This is a genomic window from Rhizobium sp. LjRoot30, from assembly GCF_964253915.1.
GTDB lineage: Bacteria > Pseudomonadota > Alphaproteobacteria > Rhizobiales > Rhizobiaceae > Metarhizobium.
On sequence record NZ_CAXUSG020000003.1, the window covers coordinates 427408 to 447344 of the forward strand.

The following is a 19937-nucleotide window of genomic DNA, read 5'->3' on the forward strand; positions in this document are numbered from 1 at the left end:
CCTATGATTCGGGTCCGCCTATTCCAACTGCCGCGCACCAATCGCGCAAGGGGGCAAGGTCAGGATGTTCGAGCGCCGTCGCCAGATAGACGAGCGTGCGCGGCATGTGCTTCATGTAGCCGGCTTTGCCGTCACGCTGCATCAGCCGCACCCACAGGCCGGCGAGCTTGCAATTGCGCTGCGCCGCCATGATCGACCAGGCGGCAAGAAAACCGTCCTCGTCGAAACCGCCCTGTGCCCGCCGGGCGGCAAGATAGGTTTCCATCAGTTGTCGGCGCAATTCGGGGGAAATGGTGACGCGTGCATCCTGGACCAGCGAAGCGACGTCATAGGCCGTCGGCCCGATCATCGCATCCTGGAAATCGATGAGGCCGATGCGCCGCACGCCATGTTCGAAAGGTCGCCAGATGATGTTCGGCGAATGGAAATCACGCAACAGCAGGTTTTTCTCCGCCCGTTCCAGGCGGTCGACCAGATCGTCCCAGATGGCGCCGTAGCTTTCGCGCTCGGCTTCCGTTGCCGGGGTGCCGCGTTTCCAGGGCAGGTGCCAGTCGATCAGCAGCCGTGCTTCCATCTTGATGGCGGTGCGGTCGAAATCGGGGATGTGGTGCGTATGGTCGGCCGTGACGGCAATGTCGCGCAACACCGGCTTTTCATGCAGGGCGGCAAGAAAACGGGCGCTTTCGACATAACGCTCGGCAATCGGCCGGCCATCGTCGTCGAGCACACAGTCGGTGCCGAGATCTTCAAGCAGCAGGATGCCTTGATCGTAGTCCGTAGCAAGGATGTCGGGTGCGGCAAATCCGCGTTCGCGCAGGGCGTGGGCCAGGGCCACGAACGGATAGGCGTTTTCGGCGATATGCGCCACTTTCGGATACGGCTTGCCGTCAAGCACGGCGGGGCCTTCCGGCTGGCGCGGCCAATCCATGAGGATCAGCCGCTTGTCGTCATCGAGTGGCAGATATTCATAGGCCCGCACCGAAGCGTCGCCGGTCAGATACCGCCGCTTTGCCGTTCCCAGACCTTGGCGTCTCAAGAAATCGCGGATGGCGAAAACCCGTTCGATCCGCTGCCGCTGCGGCGCGCTGGCCATGATCGTCGCTCGCCGGCCGTCGCCCTCGTGTTCGAGCACCAGGCGGATGCGGTTTTGCGGCAGTTCGCTTTCGGCCATTTCCGGCCATTCCACCAGGCAGATGCCGGTGTTCAGCGCCTCCTCGAAACCGAGTTCGTCAAGCTCGGAGGGATCGGCCAGGCGGTAGAAATCGAAATGTGCCACCGGGATCCGCAGATCGTAGGCCTGCACCAGCGTAAAAGTCGGGCTCGGTACTTCAAGATCGGCATCGTCGGCCATGGCGCGCAGGAAGGCGCGCGCCAGCGTCGACTTGCCGGCGCCGAGGTCGCCGGTCAGGGCCAGGCAATCGCCGATCCGCAATGCCAGTGCCAGGTCCTCGCCGAGCCGGATGGTGTCGGCCTCGTCTGCAAGCGTCACCGTCAGGCTCGTTGGGGAAAGGCTCATTCGGCGGCGACGACCTGCGGCAGTTCGGCCGAAGGGATGCGGCACAGCACCGTCGTGCCTTCGCCGGGTCGGCTATCGATCATCACCTTGCCGCCGTGCAGGCTAACGAAGCTTTCGACGATGGAAAGGCCGAGACCGGCGCCGCTGCGCTTGCCACCCTTGCCGCTGGCGGCAAAACGGTCGAACACGGAGTTCAGCAGTTCTTCGGGAATGCCCGGTCCCTTGTCGGCGACGGAGAAGACGAAATCTGCATCTTCGCGCCAGCATTTCAGCGCCACGACCGAGCCTTCCGGCGCAAAATTGGCGGCATTGGTGAGGATTTTCAGCAGGATCTGCTTCAGGCGCTGCTGGTCAGCCACCACGGTGCCGAGATTGGCCGGCGCGGTGATTTCCAGCGTCACATTGCTTTCCTGCAGCCGGTCGGCAATCTGGATCGAGATGTCGTCGAGCAGGTCGTCGAGCGAAATTTCCGAAAAATTCAGCTGCATGATGCCGGCATCGACGGTGGCGAGATCGAGGATATCGTTGACGATGGTCAGCAGGACTGCCGAGGACGTCGAGATATGATCGATATATTCCGCCTGCCGATCGTTGAGTTCGCCGATGCCGGGTGTCTTCAACAGATCGGTGAAGCCGATGATGTTGGTCAGCGGCGAGCGCAGCTCGTAGGACACGTGCTGGACGAAATCGTTCTTCAGCGCGTCTGCCTTGCGCAGCGCCTCGTTCTTTTCCGTCAGTGCCCGTTCGGCGCGGACGCTGTCGGTCATGTTGACGAAGGTCAGCATGGTCTGGGCGTTCGGCAGCGGGATCACGGCATAATCGAGCACCAGTCCGGTGCGCAGTTCCAGCGTTCCTTGCGACGAGGGGCGCTCGTCGTCAAAACTGGTGATCATCTGGCCGAAGCGGCGCCAGCCGTCCGGCTGGTCGTAGGCGACGGCGCAGGCGGTTTCCAGCCCGCGAATATGGGTGCCGGGCTTGGCTTCCGTTTCGGAAATGCCCCAGAGCGCCCGGAAGGCCGGGTTGGACAGACGCATGCGCCCGTCCGGGCCGAACACGGCGACACCTTCGGACAGATGGTCGATGGTTTCGCCCTGGACCTTGACCAGCGTGTTGTAGCGGGTTTCGAGATCCACCTGCTCGGTGAGGTTTTCGAATACCCAGGTGGCACCCCCTTGCGGATGCGCCGTGGCGAAGACGCGCAGCGTCTGGCCGTTCGGCAGGTGCCAGAGGTCGGTCTTGGTATCGAGCGCCTGGTAGACGGCAAGCGTGTTTTCTTTCCAGGATTTCCAGCTCAGCTGCTCCGGCAGCTTGTGCGCGGCGCGCAGGCGGTCGAGCAGTTCGCTGTTATCGGGCTTGGAATCCAGGAACGGAATGTCCAGTTCCCAAAGCTGCTGGAAGGCCTGGTTGTAGAATTGCAGCCGGCGCTCGCCATCGAAGATCGCCACCGGCGTCGCCAGGTGGTCGAGCGTTTCGGCATGCGCCTTCAGCGTGCGTTTCAGCTCTTCGCGCACCGCCTCGACTTCGGAAACATCAATCGCCATGCCGGCCGAACCGTCGGGGCTCTTGATGTCGACGACGTCGAAGAAAGTGCGGTTGCCGTGCACGACGGTGGAAATCTTGTCGTGGAACGGCGATTCCGGCGTGGCCGAGGCGCGGATGCGCTCGCGGGCGACGGTGCTCAGCAGTTCGCGTTCTTCACGAACCGCCTGATCGGGCGACGTCGCCTCAACGGCTTCACCGAAGGCTTCGTTGACCCAGGCAAGCTTGCCTTCGCGGTCACGCTGCCAGACGGGCAGGTCGATGGCGTCGAGCAACGTCTGGAAGGTGGACATGGAATGCAGCAGGCGATCCCGCTCGATCTTCAGTTCGGCGAGCTCGGCCCGCAGATTGTTGAGTGCGATGAAACGCACGAAAGCGCGACCGCCGGAAACCCGGCCCTGCGCTTCCAGCACTTCCTCGCGCTGGGTCTCAACCACCATGTCAAAGCTCTGGGCATCGCCGCGCAGCTTCTCGATGGCTTTTTCCAGCTCGCCGGCCGAATGCGATTTCATCCAGCGGCCGAAGGCGAGGAAGTCGTTGTCCTGCTGCGGCGCACCGGTCTCGGCCGGCAGCTGGCCCAGAAATTCCGGCTGGCCTTCCAGCGCATCCCAGATGACGATGCGCCGGTTTTTGTCGGCGATCAGCGAATGGTAGCGCGAAATCTTCTGGTTGGCGTCGGAGAGGGCGGTGCGGATTTCCCGGCTTTCGCTCTCGATGTTGCCCTTCTGGCGGATCAGCCAGACCGCAGACAACAGCACAGCGGAAATCACGCCGATGATGACCGACGAGGTGATCATTTCCGTTGAGGTGAACAGACGGGCCGTCACGGCCTCTTCGGCTTCCACGCCGGCAAAAGCAGCGCCGGCATATCCCGCCAACGCCGTTCCCGACAGGCAAAAACGCCAGAAACGTGCGCGCAGGCTGCGTTTTCCGGTTTGGTTCCGTGCCACTATCCCATTATCGGGCTGCTGAGTGCGGGACCTCTCGTCTGATCCCTTGTTCTCGCATCCTCGTTCGCCCGTCCCGCCAGACAGGCTGTTTTTCATTACCGTCATTCCCGGTCTGTCTCCGTCCTTCGTGCCGCATGATCGACAAGACATCCGATAGTCGCGGCGGCCGGCCTCGTGCCGAAAACCGCGAATCAAGTGCTAAAACAATACTGTTTAAGGGAATTTGCGGGAAGATGGCTGCCCAAAAAAGAAGCCGCCGGCTTTGTCAAGCCGGCGGCCACCATATGTTGTGGATAAGGAAGTCCCTATTAATATCTGTAGTGCTCAGCCTTGAACGGGCCCTGCTGCGACACGCCGATGTAGTCGGCCTGGGTCTCAGAAAGCTCGGTTAGCTTTGCGCCGAGCTTGGCGAGGTGCAGGCGGGCGACCTTCTCGTCGAGGTGCTTCGGCAGGATGTAGACGTCGTTCTTGTATTCGCCGGGCTTGGTGAACAGCTCGATCTGCGCCAGCACCTGGTTGGTGAACGAGGCCGACATCACGAAGGACGGGTGACCGGTGGCGTTGCCGAGGTTGAGCAGGCGGCCTTCGGAAAGAAGGATCATGCGGTTGCCCTTGGGGAACTCGATCAGGTCGACCTGCGGCTTGACGTTGGTCCACTTGAGATTGCGCAGGGCAGCGACCTGGATCTCGTTGTCGAAGTGGCCGATGTTGCCGACGATCGCCATGTCCTTCATCTCGCGCATATGCTCGATGCGGATGACGTCCTTGTTGCCGGTGGTGGTGATGAAGATGTCGGCGCTGGAGACGACATCTTCGAGTGTCACCACTTCAAAACCGTCCATGGCGGCCTGCAGGGCGCAGATCGGATCGATTTCGGTAACCTTGACGCGGGCGCCGGCGCCCTGCAGCGAGGCAGCCGAACCCTTGCCGACGTCGCCGTAACCGCAGACGACGGCAACCTTGCCGGCCATCATCACGTCGGTGCCGCGGCGGATGCCATCGACCAGCGATTCCTTGCAGCCGTACTTGTTGTCGAACTTCGACTTGGTGACGGAGTCGTTGACGTTGATTGCCGGGAAGGGCAGCAGGCCCTTCTTCGACAGTTCGTACAGGCGGTGAACGCCCGTCGTCGTTTCTTCGGTGACGCCCTTGATCGCATCGCGCTGCTTGGTGAACCAGCCCGGCGAAGCCTTGAGGCGCTTCTTGATCTGCGCGATCAGGATCTCTTCTTCTTCGGAACCCGGATTGGAGAGCACGTCCTCACCGGCTTCGGCGCGGGCGCCGAGCAGGATGTACATGGTGGCGTCGCCGCCATCGTCGAGGATCATGTTGGAGAGGCCGCCATCGGCCCACTGGAAGATCTTGTCGGTGTATTCCCAGTATTCGGTGAGCGATTCGCCCTTGACGGCGAAGACCGGAACGCCGGTGGCGGCGATCGCGGCAGCGGCGTGGTCCTGGGTGGAGAAGATGTTGCACGAAGCCCAGCGGACCTCGGCGCCGAGCGCGACCAGCGTCTCGATCAGCACGGCGGTCTGGATCGTCATGTGCAGCGAGCCGGTGATGCGCGCGCCCTTCAGCGGCTTGCTCTGGCCGAATTCGCTGCGGCAGGCCATCAGGCCCGGCATTTCGGTTTCGGCAATGTTCAGTTCCTTGCGGCCGAAGTCGGCAAGACCGATATCGGCGACAATGTAATCTTTTTCAGCGCTCATGAAGCTCTCCAGGCTGGATGAACAGCCCCGTGCCGCAAGGCCGGTCGGCAAGCGGGGAAGGGGATGCGGGAAATCACCTCCGCAGCATACGCGGATGCTGCAGCCCATGTATCAGGCTTCAAGGGGGAAGGCAACACAGATATAAAGAAGTCTTTATGTCTTTATATCGTCAAAGAAGGCAATTACATCTCTTCGCCGAAACGGTTCTGGATGAGCTGGTCGAGCGCCTCGAGAACCTCTGCGGCCTGGTTGCCGCTGGTGGTCACGAAAATGGTACAGCCGGGGCTTGCCGCAAGCATCATCAGGCCCATGATCGAGGTGCCACCGACGGTCATGCCGTCCTTGGATACGGTCACGGTGGCATCGAAACCATCGACCGTCTGCACGAATTTCGCCGAGGCGCGGGCATGCAGGCCACGCTTGTTGATGATGAGCAGTTCCCGGGAGAGGTCGGACATGAAAGGGTCTTAAGGGTCCATCATTTGCCGCTGAGAACGCGGCTTGCCACGTTGATATATTTGCGCCCGGCTTCGGAAGCCTCCACCAGTGCCTTTTCCATGTTGTTTTCGCCGCGCACGCCGGCAAGCTTGATCAGCATCGGCAGGTTGACGCCGGCAATCACTTCAATGTGGCCGCTGCTCATCGCGGAGATGGCGAGATTGGAGGGCGTGCCACCGAACATGTCGGTCAGAATGATCACGCCGTGCCCGGCATCGGCGCTTGTCACGGCTTCGAGGATGTCCTGCCGCCGCTGGTCCATGTCGTCCTCGGGTCCGATGCATACCGTTTCGATCTGTTTCTGTGGACCGACCACATGCTCCACGGCATGACGAAACTCTTCTGCCAGCTTGCCATGAGTGACAAGCACAAGTCCGATCATGATAATTCTGCTCCCTGCGATACGCAAACAGGTGGGCAGATATCGCAACGCAACAATCTCGTCCACCGTCGGCGGCACATCTTGGCAGCGAAAAGACGAAGTGCAAGTTAAAAACGTCGCAATAATGGCGAGGAATTGCCCCCGGAAAGCGGTTTTCCGTTAAAAGGAATGAAGGCGGAGAGGACTGCCAGCGGATCGGCAACCGTCGTCGGGATGCGTAAGAGGGGCAGGAGAGCGCCTTCGAACAGCTCGAAATCTTCGCCTTCTGCCGGCAGGCGCTCCGAATTTCGCAGGTCTACCGGCAGGACGGCGTAATCCAGCAGGGCAGGCGAGAGGATTTCCGTTTCGATGATGCCGCTGCCGCGCAGTTCCATCAGACCCGCTATGGAAGCCGGGGCTTGCGCGACGATGCGGCCCGCATTCAGGCTGACAAAAACCTGGTCATCGCTGATGAGCGCCGAAAACAGGCCCTCGCGCCGCGCCTGGACCAGGCAGGAAAAGGCAAGGCTCGACTTGCCGCTGCCGGAGGGGCCGACAAACAGCAGGCCGCAGGTTCCGATGACGATGGCCGTGCCGTGAATGTTGACAGCAGGCCGGCTCATAGCGGCTGGTCTGCCGGCAACGACAGGATGAAGCGGGCACCGCAGGGCTGGCCCTCGGCATCGAGAATGTTTTCGGCCTTCAGCGTGCCGCCATGCGCTTCGGCGATCTGGCGGCTGATCGACAGGCCGAGGCCGGAATTCTGGCCAAAACCTTCCGATTCCGGGCGGTCAGTGTAAAAGCGCTCGAAAATCCGGTCGATATCTTCCGCCTGGATGCCCGGGCCATTGTCCTCGACATGGGCGATGCAACGCGATTTCGAACGCGACAACCGCACCAGGATGCGACCGCCATCCACGGGAACGAAGGAGCGGGCGTTCTCGATCAGGTTGGTGACGATCTGCCCCAGACGAAGGTCGTGGCCGGTTACGGTAAAGCGTGCTTTCGGATGCGCCTTGCGATCGACGAGGAAGTCGAGCGTCACCGGTTTCTTGTTGCTGCGGATCTGCCGCGAAATCTCGACGAGATTGCCGAGCAGCGTTTCCAGATCCACCTGCTTGGCGTCGGAACGCGCCAGTTCGGCATCGAGGCGGGAAGCATCGGAAATATCGCTGATCAGGCGGTCGAGGCGGCGCACGTCGTGCTGGATGATGTCGAGCAGCCGCTTCTTGGATTCCTCCGTGCGCGCTAGGGGCAATGTCTCGACCGCGCTGCGCAATGAGGTCAGCGGGTTCTTCAATTCATGGCTGACATCGGCGGCAAAACTTTCGATCGCATCGATGCGGTCGTAGAGCGCCGTGGTCATTTCGCGCAACGCCACGGAAAGATTGCCGATTTCGTCCTGACGCACGGAAAAATCCGGAATCTCTTCGCGTGTCTTGGCGCCGCGCCGCACGCGGACTGCCGCCGCCGCCAAGCGTCGCAATGGATTGGCGATGGTCGACGACAGAAGTAGCGACAGGACGACGTTGACCAGCGTTGCGACGCCGAAAACCCGCAGGATCGCCAGCCGTTCGGCATGGACGATCTTGTCGATATCGCCGGCCTGCGTCGACAAAAGCAGCACGCCGAGCACGGCGCGAAAACGCTGCACGGGAACGGCGACCGAAACGATCAGCTCGCCCTTGTCGGTGACGCGCACGACCGCGCCGCGCACGCCGGTCAGGGCATTCATCACTTCCGGATAGATCGAGCCGTCGCCACCCGGCGCTTCCTTGTATTGCGGCAGGTTGCTCGGCTGCAGGATGCGATTGATCCAGTTGGCGAAGCGGCTGCTCCAGCTGCCTTGCTCGTCCTCGACCGGCGGCAGGTCGAAACGCAGCACCTGGCCGCGGGAATAGAGATGCCGGGAATCGAGCAGCAGATTGGCATCGGCATCGAAGATGCGGGCGCGGGTGCGGGTCGGCGAGATCAGCCGGCGCAGAACCGGCGCCACCCGTTCCGGATCGATCGGGAATTCCAGGTCCTCGTCGTTCGGGATCGGCGTGATGCTCTGGCCGGCCTGCAGTTCGAGCAGCTTTTCCGGGTCGATGGTGATGGAGTTGGTATCGACCGAGGCGGAAGCCGAAATCGCGCCGGCGATGATTTCGCCCTGGGTCAGCAGGCTTTCGACGCGGGCGTCGATCAGGCCTTCCCGGAACTGGTTGAGATAAAGAATGCCGCCGACGAGCACCAGCAGGGCGGCGAGATTGAAGAACAGGATGCGCCGCGTCAGGCTGGAAAAGACGGCATTGCCGAAGATCCGCCGGATCAGCGTGAAAGGGCGCGACAGATAACGCCGCGTGCCACGGCGCACGACCGGGCTCTCGGTATCGTCGACATCCCTCTCCAAGGGCACAGTTGCCAAGTCAGTCTGCCTTCCGCAGGGGCGGGCTCAATCGCCCGGCCATTCCTGCCTTTTCTTTATCCGCCGGGACGCCTGCAGCGACTCAGGCGGCTTCGCGGAAGCGATAGCCCACGCCGTACAGGGTTTCAATCATGTCGAAATCGCCATCGACGACCTTGAACTTCTTGCGCAGCCGCTTGATGTGGCTGTCGATGGTGCGGTCGTCGACATAGACCTGCTCATCATAGGCGGCGTCCATCAGGGCGTCACGGCTTTTTACCACGCCGGGGCGTTGCGCCAGCGAATGCAGGATGAGGAATTCGGTGACGGTCAGCGTCACCGGCTCACCCTTCCAGGTGCAGGTGTGGCGCTCCTGGTCCATTACCAGCTGGCCGCGTTCGAGCGACCGGGCCGCCTGTTGTGCCGGGGTCGGTTTGGCGGCGGTGCCGGCCGCTGCCTGTTCACGATTGGCAGCCCGGCGCAGGATCGCCTTGACGCGCTCCACCAGCAGGCGCTGGGAGAACGGCTTGGTGATGAAATCGTCGGCACCCATCTTCAGGCCGAACAACTCGTCGATTTCCTCATCCTTGGAGGTGAGGAAGATCACCGGGATATCGGATTTCTGCCGCAGGCGGCGCAGCAGTTCCATGCCATCCATGCGGGGCATCTTGATATCGAAGATGGCCATCTGTGGCGGACGGGCGAGCAGGCCGTCGAGGGCAGAAGCGCCGTCCGTGTAGGTTTCGACCTTATATCCTTCCGCCTCGAGCGCGATCGATACGGATGTAAGAATATTGCGGTCGTCGTCAACGAGCGCGATTGTCTGCATGGTGTTCGTCTCCATCGTCATAGGTGCGCATCTCTCCCGGCAGTTGCCTAAGCCAAGGTGGCGATCGAAGCGCTTCTTGAGGATAAAGGTGGAACAAATTGTGGCAAAGATAAAGGGTAAAGCCATCCACCGCTGCCGGCGCACCGTCCGCAGCTCCTCTTGCCGCGCATAAAAATACCTCTTCTAAACGATTTAAAAGAACTGTTATTTTTTTAAATCGATTAATATATTGATATTATTGAATATTTTAGAATTGGCATCTTGCCCTTTTAAAAAACGCTGTCTATTTTCCCGAAAAATCACCAGCCTCCACCTTCTTTGCAAAGGAAACGTCACATGGACGAAATCGGCATTCACAACCCGGCTCTCGGGGTTGCGGCAATCGGCCTTCAGGAAGCGGCACAGGTCTATTACAACCTGGACGAAAGCCGTCTCTACGAAGAATCGATTCGTCGCGGTGAAGCCGAACTGACGGCAGACGGGGCGCTTCGGGCGCTCACCGGCCAGCACACCGGCCGTTCCGCCAAGGACAAGTTCGTCGTCCGTGATGCCGACACCGAAGACAAGATCTGGTGGGACAACAACAAGCCGATGTCGCGCCAGCATTTCGAGCTGCTGCATCAGGACATGCTGGCGCATGCCAAGGGCCGGACGCTGTTCGTCCAGGACCTGATCGGCGGCGCCGATGCCGAAAACGCCTTGCCGTCGCGGGTCGTGACGGAATTCGCCTGGCATTCGCTGTTCATCCGCAACCTGCTGATCCGTCCGGAGCGTTCGACGCTGAACACGTTCGAGGCGAAGCTGACGATCATCGACCTGCCGAGTTTCCGCGCCGATCCGGAGCGTCACGGCTGCCGCAGCGAAACCGTGATTGCCTGCGACCTGACCAACGGTCTCGTGCTGATCGCCGGCACGTCCTACGCCGGCGAAATGAAGAAGTCGGTCTTCACCGTTCTGAACTACCTGCTGCCGGCCAAGGGCGTCATGCCGATGCATTGCTCGGCCAATGTCGGCAATGACGGCGATGCCGCGGTGTTCTTCGGCCTGTCGGGCACCGGCAAGACGACGCTGTCGGCCGATCCGAGCCGCACGCTGATCGGCGACGACGAGCATGGCTGGGGCGAACACGGCATCTTCAATTTCGAAGGCGGCTGTTACGCCAAGACCATCCGGCTGTCGGCCGAAGCCGAGCCGGAGATCTATGCCACGACGAAACGCTTCGGCACCGTACTGGAAAACGTCGTGCTCGACGAAAACCGCGTGCCGAACTTCGACGATGCCTCGCTGACGGAAAACACCCGCTGCGCCTATCCGCTGCATTTCATCCCGAATGCGTCGGAAACCGGCATCGCGCCGCATCCGAAGACGATCATCATGCTGACGGCCGATGCTTTTGGCGTATTGCCGCCGATCGCCCGGCTGACGCCGGAACAGGCGATGTACCACTTCCTCTCCGGCTACACCGCCAAGGTCGCCGGCACGGAAAAGGGCGTCACCGAGCCGGAAGCCACCTTCTCGACCTGCTTCGGCGCACCGTTCATGCCGCGCCATCCGGCCGAATATGGCAACCTGCTGAAGGAACTGATCAATCGTCATGGCGTCGATTGCTGGCTGGTCAACACCGGCTGGACCGGCGGCGCCTACGGCACCGGCCACCGCATGCCGATCAAGGCCACGCGCGCCCTGCTCACAGCTGCGCTGACCGGCGAGCTGAAGAAGGCCGATTTCCGCACTGATGCCAATTTCGGCTTCGCCGTGCCGGTGACGGTCGAAGGCGTCGATACCGGCATCCTCGACCCGCGCTCGACCTGGGCCGACAAGGCCGCCTACGACGCGCAGGCGAAAAAGCTGGTCGGTATGTTCATCGGCAACTTTGCCAAGTTCGAAAGCCATGTCGACGGCAAGGTTCGCGATGCCGCGCCGCGCACGGCGGTTGCAGCCGAATAAACCTCTGCGGGTATGATTCACGTGAAACCCGGTGGCTTCGGCTGCCGGGTTTCGTCGTTTTTGCCGGATGGTTTCGGGTTTCCAAGGCGTAGGCAATGTGAAATAGATCGCGCTCGGAGACAGGACATGGCCAGCGACGCGCTTTACATCAACGACCGTATCACCATCGCCGGCTGGGAGCTGACGGAACAATTCGTGCTGGCCGGCGGTGCCGGCGGGCAGAATGTCAACAAGGTCTCGACGGCCGTCCAGCTGTTCTTCAACATCAGCAATTCCCCCTCGCTTTCCGAGCGGATCAAGGACAATGCGCTGAAACTTTCCGGCCGCCGCGTCGCGAAAGACGGCACGCTGATGATCGAGGCGAACCGTTTCCGCAGCCAGGAGCGAAACCGCGAGGATGCGCGCGAACGGCTGAAGGAACTGATCCTCAAGGCCGCCGAACCGCCGCCGCCGCCGCGCAAGAAGACGCGGCCGACAAAAGGTTCGGTCGAACGCCGGCTGAAGGAAAAGGCCGGCCGCTCCGACGTCAAGAAGATGCGCGGCAAGCCGGGGGGAGGCGAATGACCTTCGACGGGCGGTTCGCAACGGTGATCCGATGATCCTTCCCGGTGGCGTGAAACATTTTCCCGGTTTCCTCGACCGTGCGGCCCAGGAAAATCTGGTGGAGCGCATCCGCAGCGTGGTCGCCGCCGCTCCGCTTTATGTGCCCGTCATGCCGAAAACCGGGCAGCCGATGTCGGTGCGCATGACGAATTGCGGCTTGCTCGGCTGGGTGACGGACAAGGAGAGGGGTTATCGGTACCAGCCGATGCATCCGGTGACGAACGATCCATGGCCGCCGGTGCCGGAAGAATTGCTTGATCTCTGGGACGCGGTCGCCGAAACGCCGGTCCAACCGGAAGCCTGCCTCGTGAATTTCTACAATGACGAAGCCAAGATGGGCCTGCACCAGGATCGTGACGAAAAGGATTTTAACGCGCCGGTGGTGTCGATTTCGCTCGGCAACAGCTGCCTGTTCCGCTTCGGTGGCTTGAACCGCAAGGACAAAACCCATTCCGTGAAATTGCAGAGCGGCGATGTCGTCGTACTCGGCGGCGAGGCACGGCTTTGTTTTCACGGCGTTGACCGCATTTACCCCGAAACCTCGACGCTGCTGAAGAATGGCGGACGGATCAACCTGACGCTGCGACGGGTAACGGTGCCTTCGGACTCCGGCTAAAGTTTGCGCAGGGCAACCGCTTCGATCAGGTGATTCATGCCCTTGCGCAGGATGAGATCGGCGCGCGGCCGCGTCGGCAGAATATTGCGGCGCAGGTTGCGCAGGTTGGTCTTGCTCCACAGGCCTTCGGCGATCTCAAGCGCCTCGCTTTCACCGATCGAGGCGTAGCGATGGAAGTAAGAGTTCGGATCGCGGAAGGCGGTCTGCCGCAGCCGCATGAAGCGGGTGATGTACCAGTCGTGGATATGATCCTCGTCAGCATCGATGTAGATCGAAAAATCGAAGAAATCCGAGACCATCGGTACGATCTTGCCGTCCGCCGGCAGGTCGCGCGATTGCAGCACGTTGATGCCTTCGAAGATCAGGATGTCTGGGCGGTCGATGACGGTGAATTCGTTGGGTAGCACGTCATAGGTCAGGTGCGAATAGCGCGGCGCCGGCACGTCCGGCCGGCCGGCCTTAATTGCGGAGAGGAAACGCAGGACCGCCGCCACATCGTAGCTTTCCGGAAAACCCTTGCGATCCATCATCCGCTTGCTCTGCAGCACGGCGTTGGGAAACAAAAAACCGTCCGTCGTCACCAGGTCGACCTTCGGGCTCGAAGGCCAGCGCGCCAGAAGCTCCTTCAGCACGCGGGCGGTGGTCGACTTGCCGACGGCAACCGAACCGGCGATGCCGATGACGAACGGCGTCTTCACCGCGCCCGAGAGGTTGAGAAAGCGGTTGCGCTGCTCGAACAGCAGTTGCGAGGATTCGACATGCGACGACAGGAGCCGCGACAGCGACAGGTAGATGCGCCGCACTTCCTGCAGGTCGATCGGGTCGCCCAGCGAGCGTAGCCGGCTCACTTCGTCGGCGGTCAGCGTCAGCGGCGTATCGGCGCGGAACTGTGCCCATTCTTCGGACGAGAAGAAATGGTAGGGCGAAAAACCGTTGGGCTGGAAGTGGTCAAGGGTCTCAGGCACTGCGATTTCCTTGGAGATAGTCATCATGCACCCTGCCGGCTGGCCTTTTCCTTGAGACCGGATTGCGACGTGCGCCGCTGCAATTCGGCAAGGACCTGTTCCAGCGGAATATCCGCGATCTTGAGCACGACCAAGAGATGGTAGAGCAGGTCGGCCGCTTCATAGGTCAGGTTTTCACGGTCGTCGGCGATGGCGGCGATGACTGTTTCGATCGCCTCCTCGCCGAGTTTCTTGGCGGCCTTCGCCTGGCCGGCGGCGAAAAGCTTGGCCGTCCAGGATTCGTCCGGAGATGCTTTTGCCCGCTCGGCAACGATCGCTTCAAGATCGGAAAGGGAAAATCCGCTCATTCGCCTGCTTTCAGTCCAGTCGCATGGCTATGCCATGTTCCTGCATATATTGTTTTGCTTGACCAATGGTGAAGGTGCCGAAGTGGAAAATAGATGCGGCCAGCACCGCCGTCGCATGTCCTTCGTTGACGCCGGCGACCAGGTCGTCCAGCGTCCCGACACCGCCGGACGCAATCACCGGGACGCGCACCGAATCGGCGATGGCGCGGGTGAGGGCGATATCGTAGCCGCTCTTGGTGCCGTCGCGGTCCATGGAGGTGACCAAAAGTTCGCCGGCACCACGCTCGACCATACGGCGGGCGAAATCCAGCGCGTCGATGCCGGTCGGCTGCCGGCCGCCATGGGTGAAGATTTCCCAGCGATCGGTTTCGCCCGCCGCCGATACCTTCTTGGCGTCGATCGAGACGACGATGCACTGGTTGCCGAACTTGTCGGCGGCCTCAGCGACAAAATCCGGGTTCTTCACCGCCGCCGAATTGATCGACACCTTGTCGGCGCCGCACAGCAAGAGCTTGCGGATATCGGCGGTGGTACGTACGCCGCCGCCGACGGTGAGCGGCATGAAGCAGTGGTCGGCGGTGCGCGAAACCACGTCGAAGATGGTGTCGCGATTGTCCGAGGAGGCGGTGATGTCGAGGAAGCATAGCTCGTCGGCACCGGCCGCATCATAGGCCTTCGCCGCCTCGACCGGATCGCCGGCATCGATGAGATCGACGAAGTTGACGCCCTTGACGACACGGCCGTCCTTGACGTCGAGACAAGGGATTACGCGGGCTTTGAGGGTCATGGCTTGTCCTTTTCAGCCTGCCGGGCAGCCTTGATCAGCGCCAGTGCCTCTGTCGGATCGATGCGGCCGTCGTAGAGCGCCCGGCCGGTGATCGCGCCTTCCAGCTTGGCGGCATCGGGCTCCAGCATGCGGCGGATGTCGTCGAGCGAGGCAAGGCCGCCGGAGGCGATGACGGGAATGGAAACGGCATCGGCCAGTTCCAGCGTCGAAGCCCAGTTGATGCCGGTCAGGATGCCGTCGCGGTCGATATCGGTGTAGACGATGGCGGCCACACCGGCGCCCTCGAATTTTTTCGCAAGCTCGATGACGCCGAGTTCGGAGGCTTCCGCCCAGCCTTCCACGGCCACCTTGCCGCCCTTGGCGTCGATGCCGACGGCGATCTGGCCGGGGAATTCCTTGCAGGCCTCGATCACCAGCGCCGGATCACGCACGGCAACGGTGCCGAGGATGACGCGGGCGAGACCACGGGTCAGCCAGGCCTCGATATGGCCGAGCGAACGGATACCGCCGCCGAGCTGCACCGGATTGTCGGTTGCTTTCAGGATGGCATCGACGGCCTCGCCGTTCACCGTATGGCCGGCAAAGGCGCCGTTGAGGTCAACGACATGCAACCATTCGAACCCCTGGTCTTCAAAGGTTTTCGCCTGGGCGGCGGGATCGGTGTTGTAGACGGTCGCCTGATCCATGTCGCCGAGCTTGAGGCGCACGCACTGGCCGTCTTTCAGGTCGATGGCGGGAAAAAGGATCATCGCGAAATTCCGATCTGTTGGGGCATGGCTCAGGGCTTCCAGCGCAGGAAGTTGGCGATCAGCTTGAGGCCGAGCGTCTGGCTCTTTTCCGGGTGGAATTGCGACCCTGCCTTGTTGTCGCGGCCGACGAAGGCGGTCATGGCACCGCCGTAATCGGCAGTGGCGATGACGTCTTCCGGGTTTTCCGCCGCCAAGTGGTAGGAATGGACAAAATAGGCGTGCAACCCGTCCGGTCCGGTCGGGATGCCGTCGAACAGCGGATGCGGCCGGTTGAGATCAAGCGTATTCCAGCCGATCTGCGGGATTTTCAGCGAGGCATCGGCGGGCGTCATCTCGACGACATCGCCGGGAATCCAGCCGAAACCCTTGGTGATCGTCTTTTCAAGCCCGCGCGACGACATCAGCTGCATGCCGACGCAGATGCCGAGGAACGGTCGGGCCTTGGCCTCGACTGCCTCCAGCAGTGCTTCGCTCATGCCGGATACGGCGTCGAGGCCGTGGCGACAGTCGGCATAAGCTCCGACCCCCGGCAGCACGACGCGATCGGCCAGCGCCACATGCTCCGGCTTGTCGGTCAGGTCGATATGCGCATCGATGCCGGCTTCGCGGGCGGCGCGTTCAAAGGCTTTTGTCGCCGAACGCAGGTTTCCGGATCCGTAATCGATAATCGCGACGCGCATCAGCGTCCTCCATCATAGTCAAAAAGGCCGAATGTGGCGCCGCCCGCGGTGCGGGAAGCGGAGGCTTGCCGGGTTTTGGACCAATCCGCGGCAACGCTGCGAACGGTGTTTTCGCTTTCAGGCAAGCTGCCGAAATAGATCTCTTCCGCTTCGCCGAGCGTTTCGGCAACGACGATATCGTCGAGAACCCAGCCCCTGCGCTGCAGGAGCATCGACTGGATATGCACGCCTTCCAGCGCCGTCAGCAACGAAACGGCAAAAAACACGGCCGCGACGACCGGCGCCAATTCGTCCTGCACCATCAGCATCAGCGCGGCGATCTGGATGACGAGAACCGCAAGCCCGAGCACCCAGGCGCGTTGGGTAAACAGCCAGATTGCCGGCAGCACAAAACCGAAGAATGAAAATCCGTCGCGCAGGAAACGGGTGCCGGCATGATCGGCGAAAGGACCGCCGGGCGGTATCAGAACCAGAAAACTTGCCATGAACAGTCCGGCCTTTCGGCTATCAGACCAGCGTGCCCTTGGTCGAGGGAACACGGCCGGCCTGGCGTGGATCGATTTCCGTTGCCGTGCGCAGAACGCGGGCGACGGCCTTGAAGCAGGTTTCGGCAATATGATGGTTGTTGGCGCCGTAATGGTTCATGACATGCAGGGTGATGCCGGCATGCTGGGCCAGCGCCTGGAAGAATTCCCGCACCAGCTCGGTATCGAAGCGACCGATTTTTGGCGCGCTGAAATTGACGTTCCAGACGAGGAAGGGACGGCCGGAAAGATCGACGCCGGCTTTCGTCATCGTCTCGTCCATCACGAGGTCGAGCGAGGCGTAGCGGGTGATGCCGCGGCGGTCGCCGAGCGCCTTGGCAATGGCCTGGCCGATGGCGATGCCGGTATCCTCGACGGTGTGGTGATCGTCGACTTCAAGGTCACCCTTGGTCTCGATCTCCATGTCGATGAGCGAATGGCGGCAGAGCTGGTCGAGCATATGGTCGAAGAAGCCGACGCCGGTCGAGATCTTGGCCGTGCCGGTGCCGTCGATGTTGACGGACACGGAAACCGAGGTCTCGTTGGTCTTGCGGGAAATGCTGGCGGTGCGGCTCAACGTCTCGGCCATGGCAGGCTCCATCGGGTATGATCGCCGCTCCTTATCAGGCGACGGCTGAAGAATCCAGCAGCCGGCGAAGGAAAAGGCCAATCCCCATAGATGGGAAAAGCTGCTGACGTGTTCAACGGATTGTAATCGCGCCGCAGCCGCTTACATAGGCTCTCAAGCGCCGGGAAAACGGCGGAAACGAAAGCCGGAAGGACCGGCCAATGGGTGTTTGATGACAACGATTCTGACAGTCCGCAAGGGCGGCAAGGTGGTGATGGCCGGTGATGGCCAGGTGAGCCTTGGACAAACGGTAATGAAGGGTAATGCCCGCAAGGTGCGGCGCATCGGCAAGGGCGACGTGATCGCCGGTTTCGCCGGCGCGACCGCCGATGCCTTTACGCTTCTGGAGCGCCTCGAAAAGAAGCTCGACCAGTATCCCGGCCAGCTGATGCGCGCCGCCGTCGAGCTTGCCAAGGACTGGCGCACCGACAAATATCTGCGCAATCTCGAAGCCATGATGCTGGTCGCCGACAAGTCGATCACGCTGGCGATCACCGGTAACGGCGACGTGCTTGAGCCGGAACATGGGGTCATGGCGATCGGTTCGGGCGGCAATTATGCGCTCGCCGCCGGGCGCGCCCTGATCGACACCGACAAGACGGCCGAAGAAATCGTCCGCCGCGCGCTCGATATCGCCGCCGATATCTGCGTCTATACAAATCACAATCTGGTGGTCGAAACGCTCGACACCGAATAACGCATTTCTTGCAAAGCGATTGCCGCTTCAGGGATCGCTGGAGATAACGCTTATGACAACATTTTCCCCCCGCGAGATCGTCTCCGAGCTCGACCGCTACATTATCGGCCAGCACGAGGCCAAGCGCGCAGTGGCGATTGCGCTGCGCAACCGCTGGCGCCGCCAGCAGCTCGATGCCGACCTGCGCGACGAAGTCATGCCGAAGAACATTTTGATGATCGGCCCGACCGGCGTCGGCAAGACGGAAATTTCCCGTCGCCTGGCAAAACTTGCAGGTGCGCCCTTCATCAAGGTCGAAGCGACGAAGTTTACCGAAGTCGGTTATGTCGGCCGCGACGTCGAGCAGATCATTCGTGACCTCGTCGAGATCGGCATCGGTCTGGTGCGCGACAAGAAGCGCGCCGACGTGCAGGCCAAGGCGCATATGAGCGCCGAAGAGCGTGTGCTCGATGCCCTGGTTGGCAGCACCGCCTCGCCGGCGACCCGCGACAGTTTCCGCAAGAAGCTGCGCGACGGCCAGCTGGACGACAAGGAAATCGAGATCGAGGTCGCCGATGCCGGCTCCGGCATGCCCGGCTTCGAGATCCCCGGCATGCCCGGCGCCAATATCGGCGTGCTCAACCTGTCGGAAATGTTCGGCAAGGCCATGGGCGGTCGCAGCAAGAAGGTCAAGACCACGGTCAAGGAAAGCTACAAGGAGCTGATCCGCGACGAGTCCGACAAGCTGATCGACAATGAGGCGATCCAGCGCGAGGCGGTTCGTTCGGTCGAAAACGACGGCATCGTCTTCCTCGACGAAATCGACAAGATCGCCGCCCGCGACGGTGGCATGGGTGCGGGCGTTTCCCGCGAAGGCGTGCAGCGCGACCTTCTGCCGCTGGTGGAAGGCACGACGGTCTCGACCAAATATGGACCGGTCAAGACCGATCACATCCTGTTTATCGCCTCCGGTGCCTTCCATGTCGCCAAGCCGTCGGATCTCCTGCCGGAATTGCAGGGCCGCCTGCCGATCCGCGTCGAGCTGAAGCCTTTGACCAAGGAAGACTTCCGCCGCATCCTGACGGAAACCGAAGCGAGCCTGATCCGCCAGTACATCGCCCTGATGGCGACGGAAGACCTGTCGCTCGATTTCACCGAGGATGCCATCGACGCGCTTGCCGATGTCGCCGTGCATCTCAACAGCTCGGTGGAAAATATCGGCGCCCGCCGCCTGCAGACCGTCATGGAGCGTGTGCTCGACGAAATCTCCTTCACCGCACCCGACCAGGGCGGCCAGAAGGTGCTGATCGATCAAGACTACGTGCGCGAACATGTCGGCGATCTCGCCCGCAACACCGATCTGTCGCGGTTCATCCTGTAAGGGGCGGGCGCTGCCCCTCATCCGCCTGCCGGCACCTTCTCCCCGCGTGCGGGGAGAAGGGGATATGCCGCACCGTTTTCCTTCATCTCGACGTCGAGCGGGGCAAGTCCCCTCTCCCCGCAAGCGGGGAGAGGGTTAGGGTGAGGGGCAACTCCGACCGACAGCCCCAACCGATATTCGCCACGACACGCCTTCATATCTGCGTGAATCACGCTCAGCGTGCGAAACAACACTCGACAGCGCGCC

At 61.6% G+C, this 19937-nt stretch carries 20 protein-coding genes; 5 read left to right on the plus strand and 15 right to left on the minus strand.

Going from position 1 to position 19937, the window contains the following annotated elements; genetic code table 11:
* Position 1 precedes the first annotated feature (1 nt).
* The 8 genes from tsaE to ACSQ3I_RS09705 form a co-directional block, all read right to left on the minus strand.
* Positions 2-1516 carry a tRNA (adenosine(37)-N6)-threonylcarbamoyltransferase complex ATPase subunit type 1 TsaE gene (gene tsaE / locus ACSQ3I_RS09670; protein WP_435998261.1) on the minus strand — a complete coding sequence of 505 codons (1515 nt, stop codon included), beginning with the start codon at positions 1514-1516 and terminating at the stop codon, positions 2-4.
* A complete protein-coding gene (locus ACSQ3I_RS09675; protein WP_435998263.1) occupies positions 1513-4110 on the minus strand; it encodes an ATP-binding protein in 2598 nt (865 codons plus the stop codon). Before ACSQ3I_RS09675 ends, tsaE begins: the two co-directional genes overlap by 4 nt.
* A 203-nt stretch (positions 4111-4313) precedes the next feature.
* The gene (gene ahcY, locus ACSQ3I_RS09680) at positions 4314-5714 is read right to left on the minus strand and encodes an adenosylhomocysteinase (protein WP_435998265.1); all 1401 of its coding nucleotides are present in this window, start codon (positions 5712-5714) and stop codon (positions 4314-4316) included.
* Positions 5715-5896: 182 nt separating this feature from the next.
* Positions 5897-6172, minus strand: coding sequence for an HPr family phosphocarrier protein (locus ACSQ3I_RS09685; RefSeq protein ID WP_435998267.1), 276 nt, complete (start codon positions 6170-6172; stop codon positions 5897-5899).
* Positions 6173-6192: 20 nt separating this feature from the next.
* Positions 6193-6594, minus strand: a complete 402-nt coding sequence (locus ACSQ3I_RS09690) for a PTS sugar transporter subunit IIA (RefSeq protein ID WP_435998268.1) — start codon at positions 6592-6594, stop codon at positions 6193-6195.
* 107 nt (positions 6595-6701) lie between these two features.
* The gene (locus ACSQ3I_RS09695) at positions 6702-7196 is read right to left on the minus strand and encodes an HPr kinase/phosphorylase (protein WP_435998270.1); all 495 of its coding nucleotides are present in this window, start codon (positions 7194-7196) and stop codon (positions 6702-6704) included.
* Positions 7193-8929 carry a stimulus-sensing domain-containing protein gene (locus tag ACSQ3I_RS09700; protein WP_435998351.1) on the minus strand — a complete coding sequence of 579 codons (1737 nt, stop codon included), beginning with the start codon at positions 8927-8929 and terminating at the stop codon, positions 7193-7195. The genes ACSQ3I_RS09695 and ACSQ3I_RS09700 overlap by 4 nt, the downstream gene beginning before the upstream one ends.
* Positions 8930-9062: 133 nt before the next feature.
* Positions 9063-9788: a response regulator transcription factor gene (locus ACSQ3I_RS09705; RefSeq protein WP_435998352.1), complete on the minus strand. Its 726-nt coding sequence runs from the start codon at positions 9786-9788 to the stop codon at positions 9063-9065.
* Between the two features lie 336 nt (positions 9789-10124).
* Between ACSQ3I_RS09705 and ACSQ3I_RS09710 the strand changes: the two genes are divergently transcribed.
* The 3 genes from ACSQ3I_RS09710 to ACSQ3I_RS09720 all read left to right on the plus strand — a co-directional run bounded on the left by ACSQ3I_RS09710 (position 10125) and on the right by ACSQ3I_RS09720 (position 12954).
* On the plus strand, positions 10125-11735 hold the full coding sequence (locus tag ACSQ3I_RS09710) for a phosphoenolpyruvate carboxykinase (protein WP_435998272.1): 1611 nt from the start codon (positions 10125-10127) through the stop codon (positions 11733-11735).
* Positions 11736-11861: 126 nt separating this feature from the next.
* A complete protein-coding gene (gene arfB, locus ACSQ3I_RS09715; RefSeq protein WP_435998274.1) occupies positions 11862-12299 on the plus strand; it encodes an alternative ribosome rescue aminoacyl-tRNA hydrolase ArfB in 438 nt (145 codons plus the stop codon).
* Between the two features lie 31 nt (positions 12300-12330).
* Positions 12331-12954, plus strand: a complete 624-nt coding sequence (locus ACSQ3I_RS09720; RefSeq protein WP_435998276.1) for an alpha-ketoglutarate-dependent dioxygenase AlkB family protein — start codon at positions 12331-12333, stop codon at positions 12952-12954.
* Here the strand turns inward: ACSQ3I_RS09720 and coaA are convergent.
* From coaA to hisB, 7 genes are read right to left on the minus strand one after another with little or no spacing between them, the layout of a single operon-like run.
* A complete protein-coding gene (gene coaA / locus ACSQ3I_RS09725) occupies positions 12951-13943 on the minus strand; it encodes a type I pantothenate kinase (RefSeq protein WP_435998354.1) in 993 nt (330 codons plus the stop codon). The genes ACSQ3I_RS09720 and coaA overlap by 4 nt on opposite strands.
* A complete protein-coding gene (locus tag ACSQ3I_RS09730) occupies positions 13943-14266 on the minus strand; it encodes a phosphoribosyl-ATP diphosphatase (RefSeq protein ID WP_435998278.1) in 324 nt (107 codons plus the stop codon). The genes coaA and ACSQ3I_RS09730 overlap by 1 nt, the downstream gene beginning before the upstream one ends.
* A 10-nt stretch (positions 14267-14276) precedes the next feature.
* Positions 14277-15053, minus strand: a complete 777-nt coding sequence (gene hisF / locus ACSQ3I_RS09735; protein WP_435998280.1) for an imidazole glycerol phosphate synthase subunit HisF — start codon at positions 15051-15053, stop codon at positions 14277-14279.
* On the minus strand, positions 15050-15802 hold the full coding sequence (gene hisA / locus ACSQ3I_RS09740) for a 1-(5-phosphoribosyl)-5-[(5-phosphoribosylamino)methylideneamino]imidazole-4-carboxamide isomerase (RefSeq protein ID WP_435998282.1): 753 nt from the start codon (positions 15800-15802) through the stop codon (positions 15050-15052). The genes hisF and hisA overlap by 4 nt, the downstream gene beginning before the upstream one ends.
* A gap of 29 nt (positions 15803-15831) precedes the next feature.
* A complete protein-coding gene (gene hisH / locus ACSQ3I_RS09745; RefSeq protein ID WP_435998284.1) occupies positions 15832-16482 on the minus strand; it encodes an imidazole glycerol phosphate synthase subunit HisH in 651 nt (216 codons plus the stop codon).
* Positions 16482-16967 carry a DUF2628 domain-containing protein gene (locus tag ACSQ3I_RS09750; protein WP_435998286.1) on the minus strand — a complete coding sequence of 162 codons (486 nt, stop codon included), beginning with the start codon at positions 16965-16967 and terminating at the stop codon, positions 16482-16484. The genes hisH and ACSQ3I_RS09750 overlap by 1 nt, the downstream gene beginning before the upstream one ends.
* Before the next feature lie 22 nt (positions 16968-16989).
* Complete coding sequence (gene hisB / locus ACSQ3I_RS09755; RefSeq protein ID WP_435998288.1) at positions 16990-17595, minus strand: imidazoleglycerol-phosphate dehydratase HisB; 606 nt, start codon at positions 17593-17595, stop codon at positions 16990-16992.
* A gap of 211 nt (positions 17596-17806) precedes the next feature.
* Between hisB and hslV the strand changes: the two genes are divergently transcribed.
* Positions 17807-18331: an ATP-dependent protease subunit HslV gene (gene hslV, locus ACSQ3I_RS09760; protein WP_435998290.1), complete on the plus strand. Its 525-nt coding sequence runs from the start codon at positions 17807-17809 to the stop codon at positions 18329-18331.
* Between the two features lie 52 nt (positions 18332-18383).
* Positions 18384-19691 carry an ATP-dependent protease ATPase subunit HslU gene (hslU, locus tag ACSQ3I_RS09765; protein ID WP_435998292.1) on the plus strand — a complete coding sequence of 436 codons (1308 nt, stop codon included), beginning with the start codon at positions 18384-18386 and terminating at the stop codon, positions 19689-19691.
* Positions 19692-19937 lie beyond the last annotated feature (246 nt).

What these genes read in the sequence shown, in the direction of transcription:
- tsaE (WP_435998261.1), bottom strand. Translation starts at nt 1,516, where the DNA reads ATGAGCCTTTCCCCAACGAGCCTGACGGTGACGCTTGCAGACGAGGCC.
- ACSQ3I_RS09675 (WP_435998263.1), bottom strand. Translation starts at nt 4,110, where the DNA reads ATGACGGTAATGAAAAACAGCCTGTCTGGCGGGACGGGCGAACGAGGA.
- ahcY (WP_435998265.1), bottom strand. Translation starts at nt 5,714, where the DNA reads ATGAGCGCTGAAAAAGATTACATTGTCGCCGATATCGGTCTTGCCGAC.
- ACSQ3I_RS09685 (WP_435998267.1), bottom strand. Translation starts at nt 6,172, where the DNA reads ATGTCCGACCTCTCCCGGGAACTGCTCATCATCAACAAGCGTGGCCTG.
- ACSQ3I_RS09690 (WP_435998268.1), bottom strand. Translation starts at nt 6,594, where the DNA reads ATGATCGGACTTGTGCTTGTCACTCATGGCAAGCTGGCAGAAGAGTTT.
- ACSQ3I_RS09695 (WP_435998270.1), bottom strand. Translation starts at nt 7,196, where the DNA reads ATGAGCCGGCCTGCTGTCAACATTCACGGCACGGCCATCGTCATCGGA.
- ACSQ3I_RS09705 (WP_435998352.1), bottom strand. Translation starts at nt 9,788, where the DNA reads ATGCAGACAATCGCGCTCGTTGACGACGACCGCAATATTCTTACATCC.
- ACSQ3I_RS09710 (WP_435998272.1), top strand. Translation starts at nt 10,125, where the DNA reads ATGGACGAAATCGGCATTCACAACCCGGCTCTCGGGGTTGCGGCAATC.
- arfB (WP_435998274.1), top strand. Translation starts at nt 11,862, where the DNA reads ATGGCCAGCGACGCGCTTTACATCAACGACCGTATCACCATCGCCGGC.
- ACSQ3I_RS09720 (WP_435998276.1), top strand. Translation starts at nt 12,331, where the DNA reads ATGATCCTTCCCGGTGGCGTGAAACATTTTCCCGGTTTCCTCGACCGT.
- coaA (WP_435998354.1), bottom strand. Translation starts at nt 13,943, where the DNA reads ATGACTATCTCCAAGGAAATCGCAGTGCCTGAGACCCTTGACCACTTC.
- ACSQ3I_RS09730 (WP_435998278.1), bottom strand. Translation starts at nt 14,266, where the DNA reads ATGAGCGGATTTTCCCTTTCCGATCTTGAAGCGATCGTTGCCGAGCGG.
- hisF (WP_435998280.1), bottom strand. Translation starts at nt 15,053, where the DNA reads ATGACCCTCAAAGCCCGCGTAATCCCTTGTCTCGACGTCAAGGACGGC.
- hisA (WP_435998282.1), bottom strand. Translation starts at nt 15,802, where the DNA reads ATGATCCTTTTTCCCGCCATCGACCTGAAAGACGGCCAGTGCGTGCGC.
- hisH (WP_435998284.1), bottom strand. Translation starts at nt 16,482, where the DNA reads ATGCGCGTCGCGATTATCGATTACGGATCCGGAAACCTGCGTTCGGCG.
- ACSQ3I_RS09750 (WP_435998286.1), bottom strand. Translation starts at nt 16,967, where the DNA reads ATGGCAAGTTTTCTGGTTCTGATACCGCCCGGCGGTCCTTTCGCCGAT.
- hisB (WP_435998288.1), bottom strand. Translation starts at nt 17,595, where the DNA reads ATGGCCGAGACGTTGAGCCGCACCGCCAGCATTTCCCGCAAGACCAAC.
- hslV (WP_435998290.1), top strand. Translation starts at nt 17,807, where the DNA reads ATGACAACGATTCTGACAGTCCGCAAGGGCGGCAAGGTGGTGATGGCC.
- hslU (WP_435998292.1), top strand. Translation starts at nt 18,384, where the DNA reads ATGACAACATTTTCCCCCCGCGAGATCGTCTCCGAGCTCGACCGCTAC.